The organism is Staphylococcus sp. Ze2, assembly GCF_048568365.1.
Lineage (GTDB): Bacteria > Bacillota > Bacilli > Staphylococcales > Staphylococcaceae > Staphylococcus > Staphylococcus xylosus.
Window position 1 is genome coordinate 1 of record NZ_CP183486.1, and the last position, 25015, is coordinate 25015.

The following is a 25015-nucleotide window of genomic DNA, read 5'->3' on the forward strand; positions in this document are numbered from 1 at the left end:
ATTGCCTGGCAACGTCCTACTCTTGCGGAACGTAAGTCCGACTACCATCGGCGCTAAAGAGCTTAACTTCTGTGTTCGGCATGGGAACAGGTGTGACCTCTTTGCCATTGTCACCAGACAATGAAATGTATGAAATTATACATTCAAAACTAGATAGTAAGTAAAATATGATTCAACCAAAACAAAACATTTTAAATTTGATTAAGTCTTCGATCGATTAGTATTCGTCAGCTCCACATATCGCTATGCTTCCACCTCGAACCTATTAACCTCATCATCTTTGAGGGATCTTATAACCGAAGTTGGGAAATCTCATCTTGAGGGGGGCTTCATGCTTAGATGCTTTCAGCACTTATCCCGTCCATACATAGCTACCCAGCGATGCCGTTGGCACGACAACTGGTACACCAGAGGTATGTCCATCCCGGTCCTCTCGTACTAAGGACAGCTCCTCTCAAATTTCCTACGCCCACGACGGATAGGGACCGAACTGTCTCACGACGTTCTGAACCCAGCTCGCGTACCGCTTTAATGGGCGAACAGCCCAACCCTTGGGACCGACTACAGCCCCAGGATGCGATGAGCCGACATCGAGGTGCCAAACCTCCCCGTCGATGTGAACTCTTGGGGGAGATAAGCCTGTTATCCCCGGGGTAGCTTTTATCCGTTGAGCGATGGCCCTTCCATGCGGAACCACCGGATCACTAAGTCCGTCTTTCGACCCTGCTCGACTTGTAAGTCTCGCAGTCAAGCTTCCTTATGCCTTTACACTCTATGAATGATTTCCAACCATTCTGAGGAAACCTTTGAGCGCCTCCGTTACTCTTTAGGAGGCGACCGCCCCAGTCAAACTGCCCATCTGACACTGTCTCCCACCATGATAAATGGTGCGGGTTAGAAATCCAACACAGCGAGGGTAGTATCCCACCAACGCCTCCACGTAAGCTAGCGCTCACGCATCTCAGGCTCCTACCTATCCTGTACAAGCTGTGCCGAATTTCAATATCAGACTACAGTAAAGCTCCACGGGGTCTTTCCGTCCTGTCGCGGGTAACCTGCATCTTCACAGGTACTATGATTTCACCGAGTCTCTCGTTGAGACAGTGCCCAAATCGTTACGCCTTTCGTGCGGGTCGGAACTTACCCGACAAGGAATTTCGCTACCTTAGGACCGTTATAGTTACGGCCGCCGTTTACTGGGGCTTCGATTCGTAGCTTCGCAGAAGCTAACCACTCCTCTTAACCTTCCAGCACCGGGCAGGCGTCAGCCCCTATACATCACCTTACGGTTTAGCAGAGACCTGTGTTTTTGATAAACAGTCGCTTGGGCCTATTCACTGCGGCTCTCCTGGGCGTTAACCCTAAAGAGCACCCCTTCTCCCGAAGTTACGGGGTCATTTTGCCGAGTTCCTTAACGAGAGTTCGCTCGCTCACCTTAGAATTCTCATCTTGACTACCTGTGTCGGTTTGCGGTACGGGCACCACAATTCTAGCTAGAGGCTTTTCTTGGCAGTGTGAAATCAACGACTCGAGGAAACAATTTCCTCTCCCCATCACAGCTTGACCTTAAGAGTGCCGGATTTGCCTAACACTCAGTCTTACTGCTTGGACGTACAATCCAATAGTACGCTTCGCCTATCCTACTGCGTCCCCCCATCGCTTAAAACGAATTATGGTGGTACAGGAATATCAACCTGTTATCCATCGCCTACGCCTATCGGCCTCAGCTTAGGACCCGACTAACCCAGAGCGGACGAGCCTTCCTCTGGAAACCTTAGTCAATCGGTGGACGGGATTCTCACCCGTCTTTCGCTACTCACACCGGCATTCTCACTTCTAAGCGCTCCACATGTCCTTGCGATCATGCTTCAACACCCTTAGAACGCTCTCCTACCATTGTCCTTACGGACAATCCACAGCTTCGGTAATATGTTTAGCCCCGGTACATTTTCGGCGCAGTGTCACTCGACTAGTGAGCTATTACGCACTCTTTAAATGATGGCTGCTTCTAAGCCAACATCCTAGTTGTCTGGGCAACGCCACATCCTTTTCCACTTAACATATATTTTGGGACCTTAGCTGGTGGTCTGGGCTGTTTCCCTTTCGAACACGGACCTTATCACCCGCGTTCTAACTCCCAAGTTAAATTGATTGGCATTCGGAGTTTGTCTGAATTCGGTAACCCGATAAGGGCCCCTCGTCCAAACAGTGCTCTACCTCCAATAATCATCACTTGAGGCTAGCCCTAAAGCTATTTCGGAGAGAACCAGCTATCTCCAGGTTCGATTGGAATTTCTCCGCTACCCACAACTCATCCGCTCACTTTTCAACGTAAGTCGGTTCGGTCCTCCATTCAGTGTTACCTGAACTTCAACCTGGTCATGGGTAGATCACCTGGTTTCGGGTCTACGACCAAATACTCAACGCCCTATTCAGACTCGCTTTCGCTACGGCTCCACATTCACTGCTTAACCTTGCATCAAATCGTAACTCGCCGGTTCATTCTACAAAAGGCACGCCATCACCCATTAACGGGCTCTGACTACTTGTAAGCACACGGTTTCAAGTTCTATTTCACTCCCCTTCCGGGGTACTTTTCACCTTTCCCTCACGGTACTGGTTCACTATCGGTCACTAGAGAGTATTTAGCCTTGGGAGATGGTCCTCCCGGATTCCGACGGAATTTCTCGTGTTCCGTCGTACTCAGGATCCACTCAAGAGTGAATAAACTTTCGACTACAGGATTATTACCTTCTTTGATTCATCTTTCCAGATGATTCGTCTAGTTTATTCTTTTGTAACTCCGTATAGAGTGTCCTACAACCCCAACAAGCAAGCTCGTTGGTTTGGGCTCTTCCCGTTTCGCTCGCCGCTACTCAGGGAATCGATTTTTCTTTCTCTTCCTGCGGGTACTAAGATGTTTCAGTTCTCCGCGTCTACCTTCAGATATGCTATGTATTCACATATCGATAACATGACATAACTCATGCTGGGTTTCCCCATTCGGAAATCTCTGGATCAAAGCTTACTTACAGCTCCCCAAAGCATATCGTCGTTAGTAACGTCCTTCATCGGCTTCTAGTGCCAAGGCATCCACCGTGCGCCCTTAATAACTTAATCTTTTTTGACTTTCAACACGAACAAGTCGGTTGAAAACCCAAAATGTTATTAATCTGTGAGTGTTCTTTCGAACACTAGCGATTATTTCTTTTTGAATTCAAAGCTTGTTAAAAAACTCTAATTCACTCGGTTTTGCTTGGTAAAATCATAAATTTTACTTACTTATCTAGTTTTCAATGTACAAAACAATGCAATGAATACTCTAATGAGCACTCAAAACTGAATACAATATGTCAATGTTATTCCTATTTCATCTTCGTAAGAAGATGTTTCCGAATATATCCTTAGAAAGGAGGTGATCCAGCCGCACCTTCCGATACGGCTACCTTGTTACGACTTCACCCCAATCATTTGTCCCACCTTCGACGGCTAGCTCCATAAATGGTTACTCCACCGGCTTCGGGTGTTACAAACTCTCGTGGTGTGACGGGCGGTGTGTACAAGACCCGGGAACGTATTCACCGTAGCATGCTGATCTACGATTACTAGCGATTCCAGCTTCATGTAGTCGAGTTGCAGACTACAATCCGAACTGAGAACAACTTTATGGGATTTGCATGACCTCGCGGTTTAGCTGCCCTTTGTATTGTCCATTGTAGCACGTGTGTAGCCCAAATCATAAGGGGCATGATGATTTGACGTCATCCCCACCTTCCTCCGGTTTGTCACCGGCAGTCAACCTAGAGTGCCCAACTTAATGATGGCAACTAAGCTTAAGGGTTGCGCTCGTTGCGGGACTTAACCCAACATCTCACGACACGAGCTGACGACAACCATGCACCACCTGTCACTTTGTCCCCCGAAGGGGAAAGCTCTATCTCTAGAGTTTTCAAAGGATGTCAAGATTTGGTAAGGTTCTTCGCGTTGCTTCGAATTAAACCACATGCTCCACCGCTTGTGCGGGTCCCCGTCAATTCCTTTGAGTTTCAACCTTGCGGTCGTACTCCCCAGGCGGAGTGCTTAATGCGTTAGCTGCAGCACTAAGGGGCGGAAACCCCCTAACACTTAGCACTCATCGTTTACGGCGTGGACTACCAGGGTATCTAATCCTGTTTGATCCCCACGCTTTCGCACATCAGCGTCAGTTACAGACCAGAAAGTCGCCTTCGCCACTGGTGTTCCTCCATATCTCTGCGCATTTCACCGCTACACATGGAATTCCACTTTCCTCTTCTGCACTCAAGTTTCCCAGTTTCCAATGACCCTCCACGGTTGAGCCGTGGGCTTTCACATCAGACTTAAGAAACCGCCTACGCGCGCTTTACGCCCAATAATTCCGGATAACGCTTGCCACCTACGTATTACCGCGGCTGCTGGCACGTAGTTAGCCGTGGCTTTCTGATTAGGTACCGTCAAGATGTGCACAGTTACTTACACATTTGTTCTTCCCTAATAACAGAGTTTTACGAGCCGAAACCCTTCATCACTCACGCGGCGTTGCTCCGTCAGGCTTTCGCCCATTGCGGAAGATTCCCTACTGCTGCCTCCCGTAGGAGTCTGGACCGTGTCTCAGTTCCAGTGTGGCCGATCACCCTCTCAGGTCGGCTACGTATCGTCGCCTTGGTAAGCCGTTACCTTACCAACTAGCTAATACGGCGCGGGTCCATCTATAAGTGATAGCAAAACCATCTTTCACTTTAGAACCATGCGGTTCTAAATGTTATCCGGTATTAGCTCCGGTTTCCCGAAGTTATCCCAGTCTTATAGGTAGGTTACCCACGTGTTACTCACCCGTCCGCCGCTAACTTCAAAGGAGCAAGCTCCTTATCTGTTCGCTCGACTTGCATGTATTAGGCACGCCGCCAGCGTTCATCCTGAGCCAGGATCAAACTCTCCATAAATGAATTATGATGTTTGATTAGCTCATAAAATACTAATTTGTGTTATCTCTAACACTTGTTTTGAACCAACAATTTAATGTTGTGTTCGGAATTAACGTTGACATATTGCAATTCAGTTTTCAATGTTCATTTCTTCAATCACAAGAAACAATTTTACTCTCTTTAACTCAGAAAGTCAAGAAGATTTTTAAAATTATTTTTTTGGTAAAACTTCCATAAAAAAACGACCCAAGGGTCAATATGGAATTGCCTGGCAACGTCCTACTCTTGCGGAACGTAAGTCCGACTACCATCGGCGCTAAAGAGCTTAACTTCTGTGTTCGGCATGGGAACAGGTGTGACCTCTTTGCCATTGTCACCAGACAATGAAATGTATGAAATTATACATTCAAAACTAGATAGTAAGTAAAATATGATTCAACCAAAACAAAACATTTTAAATTTGATTAAGTCTTCGATCGATTAGTATTCGTCAGCTCCACATATCGCTATGCTTCCACCTCGAACCTATTAACCTCATCATCTTTGAGGGATCTTATAACCGAAGTTGGGAAATCTCATCTTGAGGGGGGCTTCATGCTTAGATGCTTTCAGCACTTATCCCGTCCATACATAGCTACCCAGCGATGCCGTTGGCACGACAACTGGTACACCAGAGGTATGTCCATCCCGGTCCTCTCGTACTAAGGACAGCTCCTCTCAAATTTCCTACGCCCACGACGGATAGGGACCGAACTGTCTCACGACGTTCTGAACCCAGCTCGCGTACCGCTTTAATGGGCGAACAGCCCAACCCTTGGGACCGACTACAGCCCCAGGATGCGATGAGCCGACATCGAGGTGCCAAACCTCCCCGTCGATGTGAACTCTTGGGGGAGATAAGCCTGTTATCCCCGGGGTAGCTTTTATCCGTTGAGCGATGGCCCTTCCATGCGGAACCACCGGATCACTAAGTCCGTCTTTCGACCCTGCTCGACTTGTAAGTCTCGCAGTCAAGCTTCCTTATGCCTTTACACTCTATGAATGATTTCCAACCATTCTGAGGAAACCTTTGAGCGCCTCCGTTACTCTTTAGGAGGCGACCGCCCCAGTCAAACTGCCCATCTGACACTGTCTCCCACCATGATAAATGGTGCGGGTTAGAAATCCAACACAGCGAGGGTAGTATCCCACCAACGCCTCCACGTAAGCTAGCGCTCACGCATCTCAGGCTCCTACCTATCCTGTACAAGCTGTGCCGAATTTCAATATCAGACTACAGTAAAGCTCCACGGGGTCTTTCCGTCCTGTCGCGGGTAACCTGCATCTTCACAGGTACTATGATTTCACCGAGTCTCTCGTTGAGACAGTGCCCAAATCGTTACGCCTTTCGTGCGGGTCGGAACTTACCCGACAAGGAATTTCGCTACCTTAGGACCGTTATAGTTACGGCCGCCGTTTACTGGGGCTTCGATTCGTAGCTTCGCAGAAGCTAACCACTCCTCTTAACCTTCCAGCACCGGGCAGGCGTCAGCCCCTATACATCACCTTACGGTTTAGCAGAGACCTGTGTTTTTGATAAACAGTCGCTTGGGCCTATTCACTGCGGCTCTCCTGGGCGTTAACCCTAAAGAGCACCCCTTCTCCCGAAGTTACGGGGTCATTTTGCCGAGTTCCTTAACGAGAGTTCGCTCGCTCACCTTAGAATTCTCATCTTGACTACCTGTGTCGGTTTGCGGTACGGGCACCACAATTCTAGCTAGAGGCTTTTCTTGGCAGTGTGAAATCAACGACTCGAGGAAACAATTTCCTCTCCCCATCACAGCTTGACCTTAAGAGTGCCGGATTTGCCTAACACTCAGTCTTACTGCTTGGACGTACAATCCAATAGTACGCTTCGCCTATCCTACTGCGTCCCCCCATCGCTTAAAACGAATTATGGTGGTACAGGAATATCAACCTGTTATCCATCGCCTACGCCTATCGGCCTCAGCTTAGGACCCGACTAACCCAGAGCGGACGAGCCTTCCTCTGGAAACCTTAGTCAATCGGTGGACGGGATTCTCACCCGTCTTTCGCTACTCACACCGGCATTCTCACTTCTAAGCGCTCCACATGTCCTTGCGATCATGCTTCAACGCCCTTAGAACGCTCTCCTACCATTGTCCTTACGGACAATCCACAGCTTCGGTAATATGTTTAGCCCCGGTACATTTTCGGCGCAGTGTCACTCGACTAGTGAGCTATTACGCACTCTTTAAATGATGGCTGCTTCTAAGCCAACATCCTAGTTGTCTGGGCAACGCCACATCCTTTTCCACTTAACATATATTTTGGGACCTTAGCTGGTGGTCTGGGCTGTTTCCCTTTCGAACACGGACCTTATCACCCGCGTTCTAACTCCCAAGTTAAATTGATTGGCATTCGGAGTTTGTCTGAATTCGGTAACCCGATAAGGGCCCCTCGTCCAAACAGTGCTCTACCTCCAATAATCATCACTTGAGGCTAGCCCTAAAGCTATTTCGGAGAGAACCAGCTATCTCCAGGTTCGATTGGAATTTCTCCGCTACCCACAACTCATCCGCTCACTTTTCAACGTAAGTCGGTTCGGTCCTCCATTCAGTGTTACCTGAACTTCAACCTGGTCATGGGTAGATCACCTGGTTTCGGGTCTACGACCAAATACTCAACGCCCTATTCAGACTCGCTTTCGCTACGGCTCCACATTCACTGCTTAACCTTGCATCAAATCGTAACTCGCCGGTTCATTCTACAAAAGGCACGCCATCACCCATTAACGGGCTCTGACTACTTGTAAGCACACGGTTTCAAGTTCTATTTCACTCCCCTTCCGGGGTACTTTTCACCTTTCCCTCACGGTACTGGTTCACTATCGGTCACTAGAGAGTATTTAGCCTTGGGAGATGGTCCTCCCGGATTCCGACGGAATTTCTCGTGTTCCGTCGTACTCAGGATCCACTCAAGAGTGAATAAACTTTCGACTACAGGATTATTACCTTCTTTGATTCATCTTTCCAGATGATTCGTCTAGTTTATTCTTTTGTAACTCCGTATAGAGTGTCCTACAACCCCAACAAGCAAGCTCGTTGGTTTGGGCTCTTCCCGTTTCGCTCGCCGCTACTCAGGGAATCGATTTTTCTTTCTCTTCCTGCGGGTACTAAGATGTTTCAGTTCTCCGCGTCTACCTTCAGATATGCTATGTATTCACATATCGATAACATGACATAACTCATGCTGGGTTTCCCCATTCGGAAATCTCTGGATCAAAGCTTACTTACAGCTCCCCAAAGCATATCGTCGTTAGTAACGTCCTTCATCGGCTTCTAGTGCCAAGGCATCCACCGTGCGCCCTTAATAACTTAATCTTTTTTGACTTTCAACACGAACAAGTCGGTTGAAAACCCAAAATGTTATTAATCTGTGAGTGTTCTTTCGAACACTAGCGATTATTTCTTTTTGAATTCAAAGCTTGTTAAAAAACTCTAATTCACTCGGTTTTGCTTGGTAAAATCATAAATTTTACTTACTTATCTAGTTTTCAATGTACAAAACAATGCAATGAATACTCTAATGAGCACTCAAAACTGAATACAATATGTCAATGTTATTCCTATTTCATCTTCGTAAGAAGATGTTTCCGAATATATCCTTAGAAAGGAGGTGATCCAGCCGCACCTTCCGATACGGCTACCTTGTTACGACTTCACCCCAATCATTTGTCCCACCTTCGACGGCTAGCTCCATAAATGGTTACTCCACCGGCTTCGGGTGTTACAAACTCTCGTGGTGTGACGGGCGGTGTGTACAAGACCCGGGAACGTATTCACCGTAGCATGCTGATCTACGATTACTAGCGATTCCAGCTTCATGTAGTCGAGTTGCAGACTACAATCCGAACTGAGAACAACTTTATGGGATTTGCATGACCTCGCGGTTTAGCTGCCCTTTGTATTGTCCATTGTAGCACGTGTGTAGCCCAAATCATAAGGGGCATGATGATTTGACGTCATCCCCACCTTCCTCCGGTTTGTCACCGGCAGTCAACCTAGAGTGCCCAACTTAATGATGGCAACTAAGCTTAAGGGTTGCGCTCGTTGCGGGACTTAACCCAACATCTCACGACACGAGCTGACGACAACCATGCACCACCTGTCACTTTGTCCCCCGAAGGGGAAAGCTCTATCTCTAGAGTTTTCAAAGGATGTCAAGATTTGGTAAGGTTCTTCGCGTTGCTTCGAATTAAACCACATGCTCCACCGCTTGTGCGGGTCCCCGTCAATTCCTTTGAGTTTCAACCTTGCGGTCGTACTCCCCAGGCGGAGTGCTTAATGCGTTAGCTGCAGCACTAAGGGGCGGAAACCCCCTAACACTTAGCACTCATCGTTTACGGCGTGGACTACCAGGGTATCTAATCCTGTTTGATCCCCACGCTTTCGCACATCAGCGTCAGTTACAGACCAGAAAGTCGCCTTCGCCACTGGTGTTCCTCCATATCTCTGCGCATTTCACCGCTACACATGGAATTCCACTTTCCTCTTCTGCACTCAAGTTTCCCAGTTTCCAATGACCCTCCACGGTTGAGCCGTGGGCTTTCACATCAGACTTAAGAAACCGCCTACGCGCACTTTACGCCCAATAATTCCGGATAACGCTTGCCACCTACGTATTACCGCGGCTGCTGGCACGTAGTTAGCCGTGGCTTTCTGATTAGGTACCGTCAAGATGTGCACAGTTACTTACACATTTGTTCTTCCCTAATAACAGAGTTTTACGAGCCGAAACCCTTCATCACTCACGCGGCGTTGCTCCGTCAGGCTTTCGCCCATTGCGGAAGATTCCCTACTGCTGCCTCCCGTAGGAGTCTGGACCGTGTCTCAGTTCCAGTGTGGCCGATCACCCTCTCAGGTCGGCTACGTATCGTCGCCTTGGTAAGCCGTTACCTTACCAACTAGCTAATACGGCGCGGGTCCATCTATAAGTGATAGCAAAACCATCTTTCACTTTAGAACCATGCGGTTCTAAATGTTATCCGGTATTAGCTCCGGTTTCCCGAAGTTATCCCAGTCTTATAGGTAGGTTACCCACGTGTTACTCACCCGTCCGCCGCTAACTTCAAAGGAGCAAGCTCCTTATCTGTTCGCTCGACTTGCATGTATTAGGCACGCCGCCAGCGTTCATCCTGAGCCAGGATCAAACTCTCCATAAATGAATTATGATGTTTGATTAGCTCATAAAATACTAATTTGTGTTATCTCTAACACTTGTTTTGAACCAACAATTTAATGTTGTGTTCGGAATTAACGTTGACATATTGCAATTCAGTTTTCAATGTTCATTTCTTCAATCACAAGAAACAATTTTACTCTCTTTAACTCGGAAAGTCAAGAAGTTTTTTGAAATTGTTTTTTTGTGTTTCGTTTGTATGTTTGTCGTTTTGTTTCGTCCGACAAGTAAATACTATACACGCATAAAAACCTTTTAACAACGGTAAAATTTACACTTATTCTATTTTGAAATCTAGGTTTATAAGCAAAAACCAAACTTTAATGCTTCATTTGTAATTAAAGTCCTTTTTTTAGCTATTTTAACTGCTAACAAACTACTAATACCTATAGAAAACCCTCTATAAACATACTTTATTTTATTTTACATTTTCTTAACTTTATTTATAAAAATAAGGCTATCCCAAAAAGGAATAGCCTTAAACTCTATTTACTATGCGCTTAATGCATTGTTACATCTCTGTTCTACCCATTATAGCTTTAGATAATGTAACTTCATCTGCGTACTCTAAATCTCCACCTACAGAAAGACCTTGTGCTAATCTCGTTACTGTAACACCGATTGGTTTTACTAGCCTTGAGATATACATAGCCGTCGACTCTCCCTCTAAATTAGGATTCATCGCCAGTATCAACTCTTTAACTTCTTCATCTTTCAAGCGATCAATCAAGCTAGGTATATTAATATCTTCAGGTCCAATACCGTCCATAGGTGATATAGAACCATGCAATACATGATACAGCCCTTTGTATTCACGCATCTTTTCCATTGCAATAACATCTTTGTCATCTTCTACTACACAGATGACAGAGCGATCTCTTTGCTTATCTTGGCAAATATAACATGGGTCTTGTTCCGTGATATGCCCGCATACACTGCAATAAGTTAGTTCTCTTTTAACATCTACAAGTGATTTGGCAAATTGAACAACGTCGTCCTCTTTCATATCTAATACATGAAACGCCAGACGTTGAGCCGTTTTAGGTCCAATGCCTGGCAGTTTCATGAAACTGTCAATAAGTTTTGAAATTGGTTCAGGATAGTGCATGCGATCACATTCCAGGAATGTTTAAGCCTTGCGTGTGCTTACCTAAACGTTCTTGTGTAAGTTCATCTGCTTTATTCATCGCTTCATTTGTAGCAGCAATCACTAAGTCTTGTAACATTTCAATATCATCTGGATCTACTGCTTCTTCTTTAATTTCTACATCTAGTACTTCTTTATGACCTGATACCGTTACAGTTACCATGCCGCCACCAGCTGTACCTTGCACTTTTTCTTCTTTAAGCTTCTCTTGTTCTTCGCCCATTTTCTTTTGCATTTTTTGCATTTGTTTCATCATTTGTTGCATATTTCCGCCACCGCGCATAATTATATCCTCCTTAAAACTTTTATATCACTTTATTGTGATTTATCTTTTGTCTCATTATACATGCCTTTTTAAACATTGTCATGTATCACTCTTCATCTATAACATTTACAGTGCTTTCACCGAATAAGTCTTTTGCCTTTTGAACAACATCTACTTCCTCAGATGTTTGAGCCTTAGTTTGTTCGTCGTTTTCCCCGTCTGTTGTCGAGCCAGTTTTTCTATTTTGAAGATATTCTGTTCTCACTCTCATCCATTGGTCTGCTGGAACACCAACCACTTTAACTGTTTTATCTATAATACTACAAACGACATTTTCGATATTCTCTCGTTTTTCATCATCTTTATTAACAATTTCACAATGAATTTCTTCTTCAAACTTGATAAGCACATGAGTCTCACTAGCCGCAACCGGTTCAGAATTTTGTAACAAGCTAACTAGAGATTTCATATCATTATTTTTAGCATGATCGACAACTTCTTGCCAATGATTCTTTAATTGTTTGATATCATCTTTATTTGCTTTATCCAAAACTTTGGCAATTTGTTGCATTGAAAAGGCGTTTTTAGATTGTCCACCTTTACTAGAAGTGCGTTTTGTTTGTTGTGGTGTTGGTGTACCTGTCGCCACACCATTTGCTTTAATTGATTTAAGCTCATTTTCAAGTTGTTCCATTCTTTGTAGCAATACATCATTATTAGGCTCTGTTGCAATGCCTGTTGTAGCGACTGTTTGAACGTGTTCAGGTGTTTCTTTAATCATTTCAGCTAATTTTACTAATAGCACTTCAAAATGTACGCTTTGATTCACGCTGAAACGAATTGATACAAGTGTATCGTTAATAATATCTATCATTTTGTATAGTATATCTAACTCAAAATGTATTAATGCATCATATTCAGTTTCTACATTAGAAGTTTTATTCATAATCGTATCTCTAACAAAATAAATCATATCATTAATTAATCGATTTACTTCTTTACCTTGAGATACGAATTTATGGTAAGTTGCAAAGGCACTTCTTACATCCCCTTGAACAACCTCTCTGAACAAATTATCTAACGCTTTCGCATCTACACTACCCGTAACATTCAAAGCATCTTCTAAGGTTAAGTGCTCATCACCAAAAGCAATGGCCTGGTCCATAATACTTAGCGCATCACGCATACCGCCTTCTGAAGCTTTCGCTATAAAATCTAACGCCGCTTCATCATAATCAATTTGTTGCTCTTCTGCTACAAATTTTAATCTCTCAACAATTTCACTTTGACTAATCGCTTTAAAATCAAATCTCTGCGACCTAGAGATAATTGTAGGAGGGATTTTGTGAGGTTCTGTTGTCGCTAATATAAAAATCGCATGTGCTGGTGGTTCTTCCAACGTTTTAAGCAATGCATTAAACGCACCAGTCGTTAGCATGTGCACCTCATCTATGATATAAACTTTAAATTTCGATTCACTAGGTGCATATTTAACTTTATCTCTAATGTTTCTAATTTCATCTACACCATTATTACTAGCTGCATCAATTTCAATAACATCTGAGTTTGTGCCACGAGTGATACCTTTACAGATTGCACATTCATTACAAGGTTCTCCGTCTGCACGCTCAAGACAATTAATAGCTTTGGCAAACACTTTGGCGATACTTGTTTTCCCAGTACCCCTCGGTCCGCTAAATATATAAGCATGAGATTGTTTACTTTTTGAAATCGCATTGCGCAGTGTTTTGGTAACATGTTCCTGTCCTACGACATCATCAAAACTTTGCGGTCGGAACATTCTATATAAAGCTTGATAATTCACTTTCGCACCTCCAATTACATTCATCAATCATTATAGCATTGTATTTTCCACTTTGAATATTAGTTAAAAGCTTCAGAATAAATTACATCACCTTTTGGTTGTTCAAGTAATTGATCCCATAAAAATTTAACCATAAAGAATTTCGACGGCACATCAAACGGACTAGAAATTTCAAAATCTTGCGCCTCTTCGTAACCAAACTTACCATAATACGAAGGGGCTCCCAATACAATGATCGTACTATAGTCTTGGGCTTTAGCCCGTTCTTCAACAGCTTGAATCAGCGCTTTACCTATACCTTTCCCTCTGTAATCCGCTAATACAGATAATGGGGCTAATGCTAAAGCAATATAACGGTTGTCTCCATTTACAATTGTAATTTCAGATAACATGATATGACCTATGACTTCACCGTCATCATTTTTAGCTACAACCTCTAGTTCATAATTATATTCAGGTGATTCCCTCAACTTCTTCACTAATTCTTGTTCATCATGATTTGATTCTGCCACATCTGAAAAAGCCGCTTCAATAGCGTCTAAACTTGTATCGTAATCATTTTCAGTTAAAGTACTTAAATAAATTTGCATGGCTATCCCCTCAAAACGTTTAGTTTTATTTTTAAACATTATAACATTAGTTAGCTCATTCCATTTGTACGGATACTAAAACAACATTAAATCATTGCTTATATTTTAATATAAAAAAAGAGCGACCGCTATCAAAAGAAGTCACTCTTTATATATGTATATTTGAATTTAATTGTTTTAAAAAAATTAAAACCGTGCACCTTCGCTTTGAGTACGTATCATAAACGTAACCAAAGTCGACAGCTAAATCTCGGCAACCCTACGGCACATACGATGATCCACTTAATGCTGCTTCCGTCAGGACCTGACATGGTTCGTGGGTTCATATTGCATAGGACCGAGATCTTCAAACACTACGTGCTTTGGGCAGACTTCACAAAAACGTACCCTTAGCAAAGGAATTCAGTCTCGCGTAAAGCGGATTTCGAGTACAGGGAACCGCTACCTCCCCACCTAGCACGGCAAAATATATCATACTATATTCTTCTATCTGAATGCAAGCATTAGCTTTTTATTTAACAAATAGATTGTTAGAAACATTCACAAAACAGTCATCTCATAAATAAACATTATACTTTGTGTCGTCTTGAGAAATCTTTAAATTTAAACTCTGTAGCTAAATGCCTAGAAATATTATATTGGAATTGTGTAGTATCTTTAAGGTGTACAATCCCTCGTACAGTAGCTGTATAAGGCGGTGCCACATCACCAAACATCTCATACTCTAAGTCACCGAATGCTTCAAATGTTATTGATTTATTAGAATAACTAATATCTAACCCTAGCACATTCTCTACATATGCATATAGAGACGTTTTTACAATATCCAACGTCAAACCTGGAACAATTGCTTCTATTAAATAATCTTCATCGATTATTTTTACTTTGTCATTAATTTTTCTAGTGCGAATGACATGCCACAGCACTGTACTTTGGGTAATATTTAAAGCTTCCTTCACTCTTGGTACATCTCCTGCAGATATTCGTTCTAAAACTTTCACTTCAGTTTCATGTTGTAATCCTAATCCTTGTTGTACTTCTCGAAAGCTCGTTAAATCTGCAAATGGAAATTCTGTTAGCCCTTGATATATTACAACCGAACCTTTACCACGAATTTTTTGTATCATGCCATCTCTCACTAATAAATTCAATGCTTTACGGACAGTTTCACGTGACGCATCATAAGTTTCTACCAGTTCATATTCTGACGGTAATTGCGTACCATAAGATATGCGCGATTCGATGATGTCTGCTCGTAAAGTTTCATATATTGTAATAAACTTTTTTTGTGTCATATGCGCTCACTCACTATCCTTTTATAAATTATTGTGATACAACTATTGCACCAAAGCCATCTATCATCCCATCCGATATATTACCATGTTGTATCATCACTCGACCTTCCACATCTAAGTCCTCCGGTATAGTAATACGTTCTTTTGAAAAGTTAGCCACCACTAACCAAGTTTCATCTTTATAATGTCGTTTATATATAAATAGTTCATCATGTTCCATATACAACGGTTCTATACTACCATAAGTTACAATATCGTATTCATGACGTAAGCGTATTAAATCTCTATAAGTATGCAAAATAGATTGACCATCTTCAATGGCAGCTTCAACATTGATTTGATCAAAATTATCCGGGATATCTATCCAAGGAGTCCCTGTAGTAAATCCTGCGTTTTTCTCGCTCGTCCACTGCACTGGCGTTCGTGAATTATCTCTAGATTTTTGACCTAATATCGTTAGTATTTCATCTTCATCATAACCAGCACGCTTCATATTACTATAAGCGTTTAACGATTCTATATCTCTGTATTGATCAATACTAGCAAAACCAGGGTCTGTCATACCTATTTCTTCCCCTTGATATATATACGGCGTGCCTTGCATCATGTGCAATACAGTCGCCAACATCTTAGCGCTTTGTTTACGCAACGTTTCATTAGTATCATTTCCAAAACGCGAAACAACACGTGGTTGATCATGATTGCACCAAAAAATCGCATTCCAACCGCCACCTTCATAAATGCCCTGTTGCCATTCCATTAGTATATCTTTTAATTTATGAAAGTCTAATTTAGCATTCGACCATTTTTCGCCGTTGACATAATCCACTTTAAGATGATGGAAATTGAAAACACTGCTCAATTCTTGGCGTTCAGGCGCCGTATATTTTATACAATGATCAATTGTTGTCGAAGACATCTCACCCACAGTCATTAAGTCTTTACCACCAAAAGTACGCTCATTCATTTCATGTAAATATTCATGTACACGTGGACCATCTGTATAGAATTCTTTCCCAATCTTCTCAGAATTTTTAAATTCACCTTTTGAAATTAAGTTAATAACATCAAAACGGAAGCCATCTATACCGAAATCTATCCAATAATTGATAATGTCATATAACGCGCATCTTACTTTTGGATTATCCCAATTTAAATCCGCTTGCGTCACATCAAACAAATGTAAATAATATGCATCTGTCTTTTCATCGTATTTCCAAGCATTCCCTCCAAATTTAGATTCCCAATTTGTCGGTGGTTGCGCATCAGATGACCTCTTAAAGAAATAGTAATCTCTATACTCACTATCGCTATCAGCGTACGCTTGTTTAAACCATTCATGTTCTGTAGATGTATGATTTATAACGATATCCATCATTATCTTTAAATCACGTTTGTGAGCTTCAGCAACTAGTATTTTTAAATCTTCAATTGTGCCAAATTTCTCATTTATTTTATAGTAATCACTAATATCATAACCATTATCATTCATCGGAGATTCATACACTGGCGTCAACCAAATGTAGTCTACACCTAAATACTGTAAGTAATCTAATTTTTCGATAATCCCTTGCAAATCACCTTCACCATTACCTGTCGTATCATTAAATGATTTCGGATATATTTGATAAACTACTGACTTTCTCCAATCACTTTGACTCATGGAATTACCACCTTTACTCAAATTATTTAAAGAAGAAAAACTCGCTAATGCTTTTTAGCGAGTTTAGTTGTATTGCTCTAGAACGCTTATTCTTCTACCATTTCTTTCGCTTTATCTTTACTGAATTTTGACAAGAATACCGTTAGAATTGCCGGAACCACGATCGCCAATAAGCTACACACAAGATAGATGCCCCAGTACTCGCTTTTAATTGAGATGAAAGCAGGAACACCACCGACGCCAACACTACCAAGTACGCGCGTCGCACCAATGATCGCTCCTAACACACAAGACGTCGATATCGCTGCAATAAATGGGTATTTCAATGGTAAATTGACACCAAACAATGCTGGTTCCGTCACTCCTAAGAAACCTGAAACACCAGAAGTCATTGCCAAACCTTGTTCTTTGCCCATTTTACGTCTTCTATAGACGAACCAAGCACCGAATGCGGCTGACCCCTGACAAATATTAGATATCGCCAAAATCGGCCATAAGTATGTTCCCCCAAGTTCACTACCCATAAGTTGGAAATCAACAGCCAAGAACATATGATGCAATCCAGTAATAACAAGCGGTGCGTATAATAAACCATAAATAGCGCCGCCTAACCAACCAGCATGCTCAAAGATAAACGTTACACCATTTGTTATACCGGTACCTAGCCATAACGCTACAGGACCAATAACAATAAATGCTAAGAAACCTGTTATTAGTAATGCAATTGGGCCAACGACTAACATTTTAATTGAATCATGAACATGTTTATTTAAGAATTTTTCAATTTGAGCTAAAACATATGCTGCAAGCAAAATCGGTAGCACTTGCCCTTGATAATTCAGTTGCTTAATTTCTAAACCAAAAATGTCCCACGTCGGAATATTACCTTTTGCAATGTCATACTGCGAAACAAGCTGTGGATTCATCAAAATCAAACCTAACACTAAACCAAGTATTTGACTTCCTCCGAATACACGCATACTACTCCAACCAATCAATGCCGGTAAGAATATGAAAGCTGTACTAGCGATAACGTTAATAATGTTTGAAATATCGCCTAATTGCGGAAATTGTTCAACAAGTGGCTTTGGTCCAAATAAATCTTCCATTGTGAGCAAGTTATTAATTCCCATAAGCAAACCAGCAGTTACGATAGCTGGCAAGATTGGTATAAATATATCCCCAAGTAATTTAATCAATCTTTGAATAGGATTGCCCTTCTTAGCTGCCGCCGCCTTAGCGTCATCTTTAGATGATTCACTAATCCCTGTTTCTGCTATCAGTTGCTTATAGACTTCATCTACCGTCCCCGGTCCAATAACGATTTGATATTGGTTATCCGCTTTGAACTGGCCTTTGACTAAATCGTTTTCACTCAATCGGTCTTTGTCCACTTTATCATCGTCTTTCAAGACAAGTCTCAAACGTGTAACACAGTGCGTTGCCGTGTCCAAATTATCTTTGCCCCCAACAGCTTCGACTATATCTTGCACATCTTTCTTTTTAACGGCCATGATGATCCACTCCCTTATACTTTTAACATTATAGAAATTATAACTTGTCTAGACAAGTTTTGTAAAGGCTTTCATAATAATAACGCAAAACCTTCACCTCATCACCTACACCTATAACAAACTGCATTATTAAAATTGAGAAGCAGCAATCTAACGATGTTCATAGAACCAACAACTATTTTTCTTAAACAAAATACCATATTTATTTAGCAAACACTGATAAGTACAATTCTCTAAACACCTTACTATATATAATATAGCCATTTGTAAAAAGCACATCAAAAAAAGACAAGTATTCAATACGAGATTGAATACTTGCCTCATCTATTCATTAGTCTTGGTTTTAAAAATATAATGGCGGAGGAAGAGGGATTCGAACCCCCGCGAGCCGTTAAGCCCCTGTCGGTTTTCAAGACCGATCCCTTCAGCCGAACTTGGGTATTCCTCCAAACACAGTACTCATCATATTATAGCCATTTGTAAAAGTCAATCGAAATTACAAAGTTACACTAATGTTTTTTCCTTTAAATAAGAATCTACAGAATCTGCTACCGCTCTACCCTCTTGTATCGCCCATACAACTAAGCTTTGCCCTCTTCTGGCATCGCCTGCAGCGAATATGTGTGGTTGGTTTGTTCTAAAATCTTTATTATCAGCTACAATTTTATTGCGTTCTGTTTGAATATCAAAGGCATGTGGGACCGTTGTTTCAGTACCTACAAAGCCAATTGACAGCAGTACTAAATCCGCTGGCCAATGACGCTCAGTACCATCTACAACTACCATACCTTCATCAGTTTCTTCGAGAATTTGTGTATAGACACCTTTGACATTACCAATTCTATCCACATCATAGCGCATTGTTTGCACACCATAAGCACGCGGCTCAAAACCAAAACGTGATTGATATTCCTTATGCGCATAATCCATTTTAAACACAGGCATTGCCAACGGCCAATACGTGTTCTCATCAAATTCAATTTCTTCTGGTTGTTTTGTGTATTTATTAAATTGTACGATTGATTTACAATCCTCACGCAATGCAGTAGCGACACAGTCTGCCCCTGTATCTCCTGCCCCGATTACGACCACATTTTTACCTTCAGCAGAAATAGATGGTTCTTCGATTTCACCATTTAAATATTGTCCTTGTTCTGTTAAATAATCCATCGCAAAGTGAATGCCTGATCCCATACGCCCTTCTAAAGGTAAATCTCTTGCATTTTGTGAACCGGTACATAAAATAATTGCATCATATTGCTCATTAAGCGTTTCTTTGCTAATATCCACGCCAATTTCTGTATCCGTTTCAAAATGTATACCAGATTCTTCCATTACTTTTATTCGGCGACGTACTACATCTTTATCTAATTTCATATTAGGTATACCATACATCAACAAACCACCAGCTTCGTGTGCACGCTCGTATACTGTTACGTTGTATCCTAATTTATTTAGTTCATCCGCAGCAGTTAAACCAGCTGGGCCACTGCCGACTATAGCCACTGATTCATCTTTACGATGCTCTGGTACCGTCGGCTTTACCCAACCATTTTCAAAAGCTTCATCTATAATGGTTCTTTCAATTCCTTTAATAGCAACTGATTCACGATTAATCTTCATAACACAAGATTGCTCACAAGGTGCTGGACAAACACGCCCTGTAAATTCAGGGAAATTATTCGTTTCGTTCAATCGTTCATAGGCAGTTTTGAAATCTTGTCTATAAACAAGGTCGTTCCATTCTGGAATATAATTACCTATAGGACAACCAATGGTTTCTCTACCAAATGGTTCTCCTGTTTGACAGAATGGTGTACCGCAATCCATACAACGAGCGCCTTGTTGTGCCGCTTCGTCTTTCGTAAATCTTTGTTGAAAAGCATCGTGACTCTTCAAACGATCAACCAAAGACAACTCGTGTAATTGTTGTTTGTCATAATTCATAAATCCTTTGAATTCGCCCATGATAAATCCCCCTTCTACAATTAATATACGGCAGTCAATTGTTGCTCTGATTCTATATATGTGCGTTTATCATTAAAAGCATTTAATAAAGCTTGATCAAGTTCTATTGAATTTTGCTTTTGTAAATCGATTTTTTGCATCATTAGTTTATAATCTTTAGGGATTACTTTAACCACTTTATCTGCAACATCTTCAAAATTAGCTAAGATTTTTTTCGCTTTTGTACTATTTGTATACTTCACATGTTCTTCTAACATAGATTTCAAAACATCGTATTCTTCTTCTACAGTAATGAAATCAAAATCTAAGCTATCCAGTTTATTTTCTGATTTGAATTGCTCTATATCAGATGGGAAAATATAACTCACTCCGCCACTCATACCTTGGCCAAAGTTTTTACCTACATCACCTAATACAACAACTCTACCACCAGTCATATATTCAAGACCATGGTCACCAATGCCTTCAACAACTACTTGCACACCACTATTTCTAATACAGAAACGCTCTCCAGCTTTACCACTGATAAATGCCTTACCGTGAGAAGCACCATAAAAACAAACATTACCCACGATAATTTCGTTTTCACGTTGTTGGTTTGGCGCTTTAACAATTACTTTACCGCCAGATAAACCTTTACCTACGTAATCATTAGCATCTCCTGTGTGATGAATCGTTAAACCACTCGGAGTATATGCTCCTAAGCTTTGACCTGCATGACCAACAGTCTCAGCATAAATTGAATCTTCAGGCAATCCGTCTTTACCATGCGCTCTAGTAATGGCACTACCAGTAATAACGCCTACATCGCGTTGCTCATTTTTCAATTGATATTGACCACTAAATGTTTGGCCACTTTCAATTGCAGCTTTAGCATCTGGATAAAACTCTGTTAAATCAAAGCCTTCGTCAAGATGATGGTTTTGTTCTACTTTTTTAAACCTTTCACCTTCATGTTGATACAATAACGCTTCAACATTCATCGATGCGGCTTTAGGACGACTGCTAGCTAGATTATTCTTACGTGTTAATAAATCAGTTCTACCTACAAGCTCATCTACAGATTTCAATCCCAATTCAGCTAGTATTTCACGCAATTCTTCAGCAACAAAGTGCATAAAATTAACTACATGATCTGCTCTACCATTAAATAAAGCTCTCAAATCTTGATTCTGTGTAGCAATACCTACTGGACAAGTATCTTTATGACAAACACGCATCATAATACATCCAAGTACTACTAATGGCGCAGTAGCAAAACCAAATTCTTCAGCACCTAATGCACATGCATAAGCAACATCTTTACCTGTTAGTAACTTACCATCAGTCTCTACTTTCACTCTTGATCTTAAACCGTTCATCATTAGAGTTTGATGCGTTTCGGCCAGACCAATTTCCCATGGCACACCTGCATGTTGAATACTCGTTTTAGGTGAAGCACCTGTACCTCCGTCATAGCCACTAATAACAATCTTATCTGCGTATGCTTTAGCAACACCAGCTGCAATTGTACCTACGCCTGTTTTGGACACAAGTTTCACTGTGATATTTGCGTCTTTATTGGCATTTTTCAAATCATGTATTAATTGTGCTAAATCTTCTATTGAATAAATATCGTGATGCGGCGGTGGTGATATTAAACCTATACCTGGTGTTGAACCCCTTACTTCAGCTATCCACGGATACACTTTAGTACCTGGTAATTGTCCGCCTTCCCCTGGTTTAGCGCCTTGCGCAACTTTGATTTGTATTTCTTTGGCATGTTGTAAGTAATCACTCGTCACACCAAAACGACCGGATGCAACTTGTTTAATTGCACTAGAACGGTTACGGCCTTCTTCATCTACAATATAGCGTTCCGGATTTTCTCCACCTTCACCACTATTACTCTTACCACCCATTTGGTTCATCGCTTCGGCTAATGTTTGATGTGCTTCTTCAGAAATCGAACCATAACTCATCGCACCTGTGTTAAAACGTTGAACAATAGCACTTGCAGGCTCAACTTCACTAATATCAATAGCTTCTTGCTTTTTAAATTCCATCAAATGACGAACGTGATCGGTACGTTTATGATTAACTTCATGTGAAAATGATTTAAACTTTTCATAATCATTTAATCTACATGCATGTTGCAACAAATGGATAGATGTTGGGTTAAACGTATGATGTTGACCTTGTTTACGCCATTGGAATGTACTTCCTGATTCAATGTATTTACTAGTAGGTGTTTGTCTTGCTTTATTTTCCTTATCTATCATATCTATGGATATACCTGAAAGTTTAGTTTGTGTACCTGTAAAATATTTTTCAACAACTTCAGAAGATAAACCTACTGCTTCAAAAATTTGTGCCCCTTGATAACTTTGAACAGTAGAAATACCCATTTTAGCCATAACTTTTATCACACCTTCAGATAATGTATCTGTATAGGTTTGAACATTTTCAGAAATATCCCCTTCTAAACGTTCATTTCGAACTAACTGCTCAATCGTACGTTGTGCTAAATAAGGTACAACCGCATTTGCACCATATCCTAACAAGCAAGCAACATGATGTACTTCCCTTGTTTCTCCAGATAAGGCTACTATACTCGTGCGCATGCGTACTCCTTCTCTTATTAACAACTGGTGTATATGACTTACTGCTAATAGCATCGGCATCGCATACCCGTCATGATTATTCACTAATTCACGATCATCTAATACTATGATTTCTTTACCTTTTTTAACAGATTGGATTGCTTTATCCCCTAATTCATCTAAAGCTGCCTCTAAATCATTTTGATAAATCGTAGATAAATGTGTAACATTAAATCTACTCTGTTCAATGACTTCTAGTTGTGCTTCTGTTAAAACTGGTCGCGCTAATTGAATACGGTTCAATACGTCTTCATTCGGATTCAATAAATTACCTTCACTACCTAAATAAGATAGTTCACTCGTAACTATTTTCTCACGGTAAGCATCTATAGGTGGATTCGTAACTTGAGCAAATAATTGCTTAAAATAGTTAAATAATGTTTCATCTTTTTCATTTAAAGCCGCAATCGGCACATCATAACCCATTGCACCTATTGGGTCTTTCTTATTTTCTACAATTTCGGTCAGATATTTATCCATTTCTTCTTTTGTATAAGCGAACTGTTTTTGTAAACGTGTTAAACTTTCCTCGCTCCATTCAGAATTTTGATATGATACCTTAGCTAAACCTAAATCTACTTTAAATTGATTCAGCCAATTTTCATACGGATGTTCATCTGCGATACGCGCTTTCAATTCGTTGTTTTCTATTACTTTATTTTGTTTGAAATCAACCAATAACAACTTCCCTGGGTTTAATTGACCTTTAAACGCAACATTATCTTCTGGTACATCTACTACACCGACCTCTGAGGAGAAGACGATATAATTATCTTTCGTAATTGTGTAACGTCCTGGTCTCAAACCATTTCTATCTGTTAACGCACCAATCTTATCTCCGTTACAAAAAGAAATCATTGTAGGACCATCCCATGGTTCCATCAAATAACTATAAAACTCATAAAATGAGCGCACGTTAGCATCATTAGCTTTGTTGTATAACCAAGGTTCCGGAATCATCAGCATCGCTGCTCTTTCAGGCTCCATAGCTAATGATAAGAATTCTATTGCATTATCTACAATGGCAGAATCACTACCATCTTCATCTACAATTTCTTTAACCTTATCTTTATCATCACCAAATATTGTTGCTATTAAATCATTTTGTCTAGCTCTCATCCAGTTCACATTACCTTTTATGGTGTTAATTTCACCGTTATGCATGAGCAATCTGTTAGGATGCGCACGCTTCCAACTTGGAAATGTATTTGTACTAAAGCGCGAATGTACAAGCCCTAATTTTGAAACATAAGTCTCATGATTTAAATCTTGATATAACGCTTTTATTTGGTCTGAGCGTAGCCAACCTTTGTACACTATTGTTCTGTGCGATAAGCTTGTAAAATATAAATTCAAACGCTGTTGACTAGCGTAATTTTCAATTTGTTTACGCGCTAAAAATAATGTTCTTTCTATATGTGAAATATCGTTTAACGCAACGAACACTTGTTGTATATGTGGCATAGTTTCAACTACGTGCGATGCGATTGCATTTGTATCTACAGGAACATCTCTATAACCAATGACACTTAAGCCTTCTGCTTCAAAGTGAGCATTAAATTGAGCTTCATGTTGAGAACCAGCTATCTTCTCATTAGTAAAAAACATTCCAACCGCATATTTACCTTCAGCCGGTAAATCAAAGTCAACTTTTTCAGCAAAGTATTCATAAGGCACTTCTGTCATAATACCGGCACCATCGCCAGTAACACCATCAGCACCAATTCCCCCACGATGATCTAACCTACGTAACATTTCTAATGATTTTTCAACAATCTCGTGATTTCTCTGATTATCCATATTGGCATAAAACCCTATACCACATGCATCATGTTCTTCACGGCTATCATATAAGCCTACTTTTTCACCATATTCAAGCATGACCCTCACCTCTTTTACGAAAATTCTGAATATTAAATTAA

Annotated in this window: 9 protein-coding genes, 1 tRNA gene, 6 rRNA genes and 1 other RNA gene; all 17 read right to left on the minus strand. The window is 41.0% G+C overall.

Annotated elements, in window-relative coordinates; translation table 11 throughout:
- Window positions 1-3: 3 nt before the first annotated feature.
- The 17 genes from rrf (ACM591_RS00005) to gltB all read right to left on the minus strand — a co-directional run bounded on the left by rrf (ACM591_RS00005) (window position 4) and on the right by gltB (window position 24974).
- Window positions 4-118 (minus strand): 5S ribosomal RNA (gene rrf, locus ACM591_RS00005).
- A gap of 79 nt (window positions 119-197) precedes the next feature.
- A 23S ribosomal RNA gene (locus tag ACM591_RS00010) occupies window positions 198-3120 on the minus strand.
- 288 nt (window positions 3121-3408) lie between these two features.
- Window positions 3409-4961: ribosomal RNA gene (locus ACM591_RS00015) — 16S ribosomal RNA — on the minus strand.
- A gap of 248 nt (window positions 4962-5209) precedes the next feature.
- Window positions 5210-5324: ribosomal RNA gene (rrf, locus tag ACM591_RS00020) — 5S ribosomal RNA — on the minus strand.
- Between the two features lie 79 nt (window positions 5325-5403).
- A 23S ribosomal RNA gene (locus ACM591_RS00025) occupies window positions 5404-8326 on the minus strand.
- Window positions 8327-8614: 288 nt separating this feature from the next.
- Window positions 8615-10167, minus strand: a 16S ribosomal RNA gene (locus tag ACM591_RS00030).
- The 16S, 23S and 5S rRNA genes sit together here, the layout of an rRNA operon.
- Before the next feature lie 528 nt (window positions 10168-10695).
- On the minus strand, window positions 10696-11292 hold the full coding sequence (gene recR / locus ACM591_RS00035) for a recombination mediator RecR (RefSeq protein ID WP_017723276.1): 597 nt from the start codon (window positions 11290-11292) through the stop codon (window positions 10696-10698).
- 4 nt (window positions 11293-11296) lie between these two features.
- Window positions 11297-11614, minus strand: coding sequence for a YbaB/EbfC family nucleoid-associated protein (locus tag ACM591_RS00040; protein WP_002484224.1), 318 nt, complete (start codon window positions 11612-11614; stop codon window positions 11297-11299).
- A gap of 88 nt (window positions 11615-11702) precedes the next feature.
- Complete coding sequence (gene dnaX, locus ACM591_RS00045) at window positions 11703-13421, minus strand: DNA polymerase III subunit gamma/tau (protein ID WP_029376830.1); 1719 nt, start codon at window positions 13419-13421, stop codon at window positions 11703-11705.
- Between the two features lie 59 nt (window positions 13422-13480).
- Window positions 13481-14011 carry a GNAT family N-acetyltransferase gene (locus ACM591_RS00050; protein ID WP_186335401.1) on the minus strand — a complete coding sequence of 177 codons (531 nt, stop codon included), beginning with the start codon at window positions 14009-14011 and terminating at the stop codon, window positions 13481-13483.
- Window positions 14012-14203: 192 nt separating this feature from the next.
- Window positions 14204-14473, minus strand: an RNA gene (gene ffs / locus ACM591_RS00055) — signal recognition particle sRNA large type.
- 107 nt (window positions 14474-14580) lie between these two features.
- The gene (gene treR / locus ACM591_RS00060) at window positions 14581-15306 is read right to left on the minus strand and encodes a trehalose operon repressor (protein WP_029376832.1); all 726 of its coding nucleotides are present in this window, start codon (window positions 15304-15306) and stop codon (window positions 14581-14583) included.
- Between the two features lie 28 nt (window positions 15307-15334).
- On the minus strand, window positions 15335-16969 hold the full coding sequence (gene treC / locus ACM591_RS00065; protein WP_029376833.1) for an alpha,alpha-phosphotrehalase: 1635 nt from the start codon (window positions 16967-16969) through the stop codon (window positions 15335-15337).
- An 86-nt stretch (window positions 16970-17055) separates the two neighbouring features.
- Window positions 17056-18483, minus strand: a complete 1428-nt coding sequence (treP, locus tag ACM591_RS00070) for a PTS system trehalose-specific EIIBC component (RefSeq protein WP_029376834.1) — start codon at window positions 18481-18483, stop codon at window positions 17056-17058.
- 355 nt (window positions 18484-18838) lie between these two features.
- A tRNA-Ser gene (locus ACM591_RS00075) sits at window positions 18839-18931 on the minus strand.
- A gap of 56 nt (window positions 18932-18987) precedes the next feature.
- Window positions 18988-20451 carry a glutamate synthase subunit beta gene (locus ACM591_RS00080; RefSeq protein WP_029376835.1) on the minus strand — a complete coding sequence of 488 codons (1464 nt, stop codon included), beginning with the start codon at window positions 20449-20451 and terminating at the stop codon, window positions 18988-18990.
- Between the two features lie 20 nt (window positions 20452-20471).
- The gene (gene gltB / locus ACM591_RS00085; RefSeq protein WP_418354394.1) at window positions 20472-24974 is read right to left on the minus strand and encodes a glutamate synthase large subunit; all 4503 of its coding nucleotides are present in this window, start codon (window positions 24972-24974) and stop codon (window positions 20472-20474) included.
- Window positions 24975-25015: the final 41 nt, after the last annotated feature.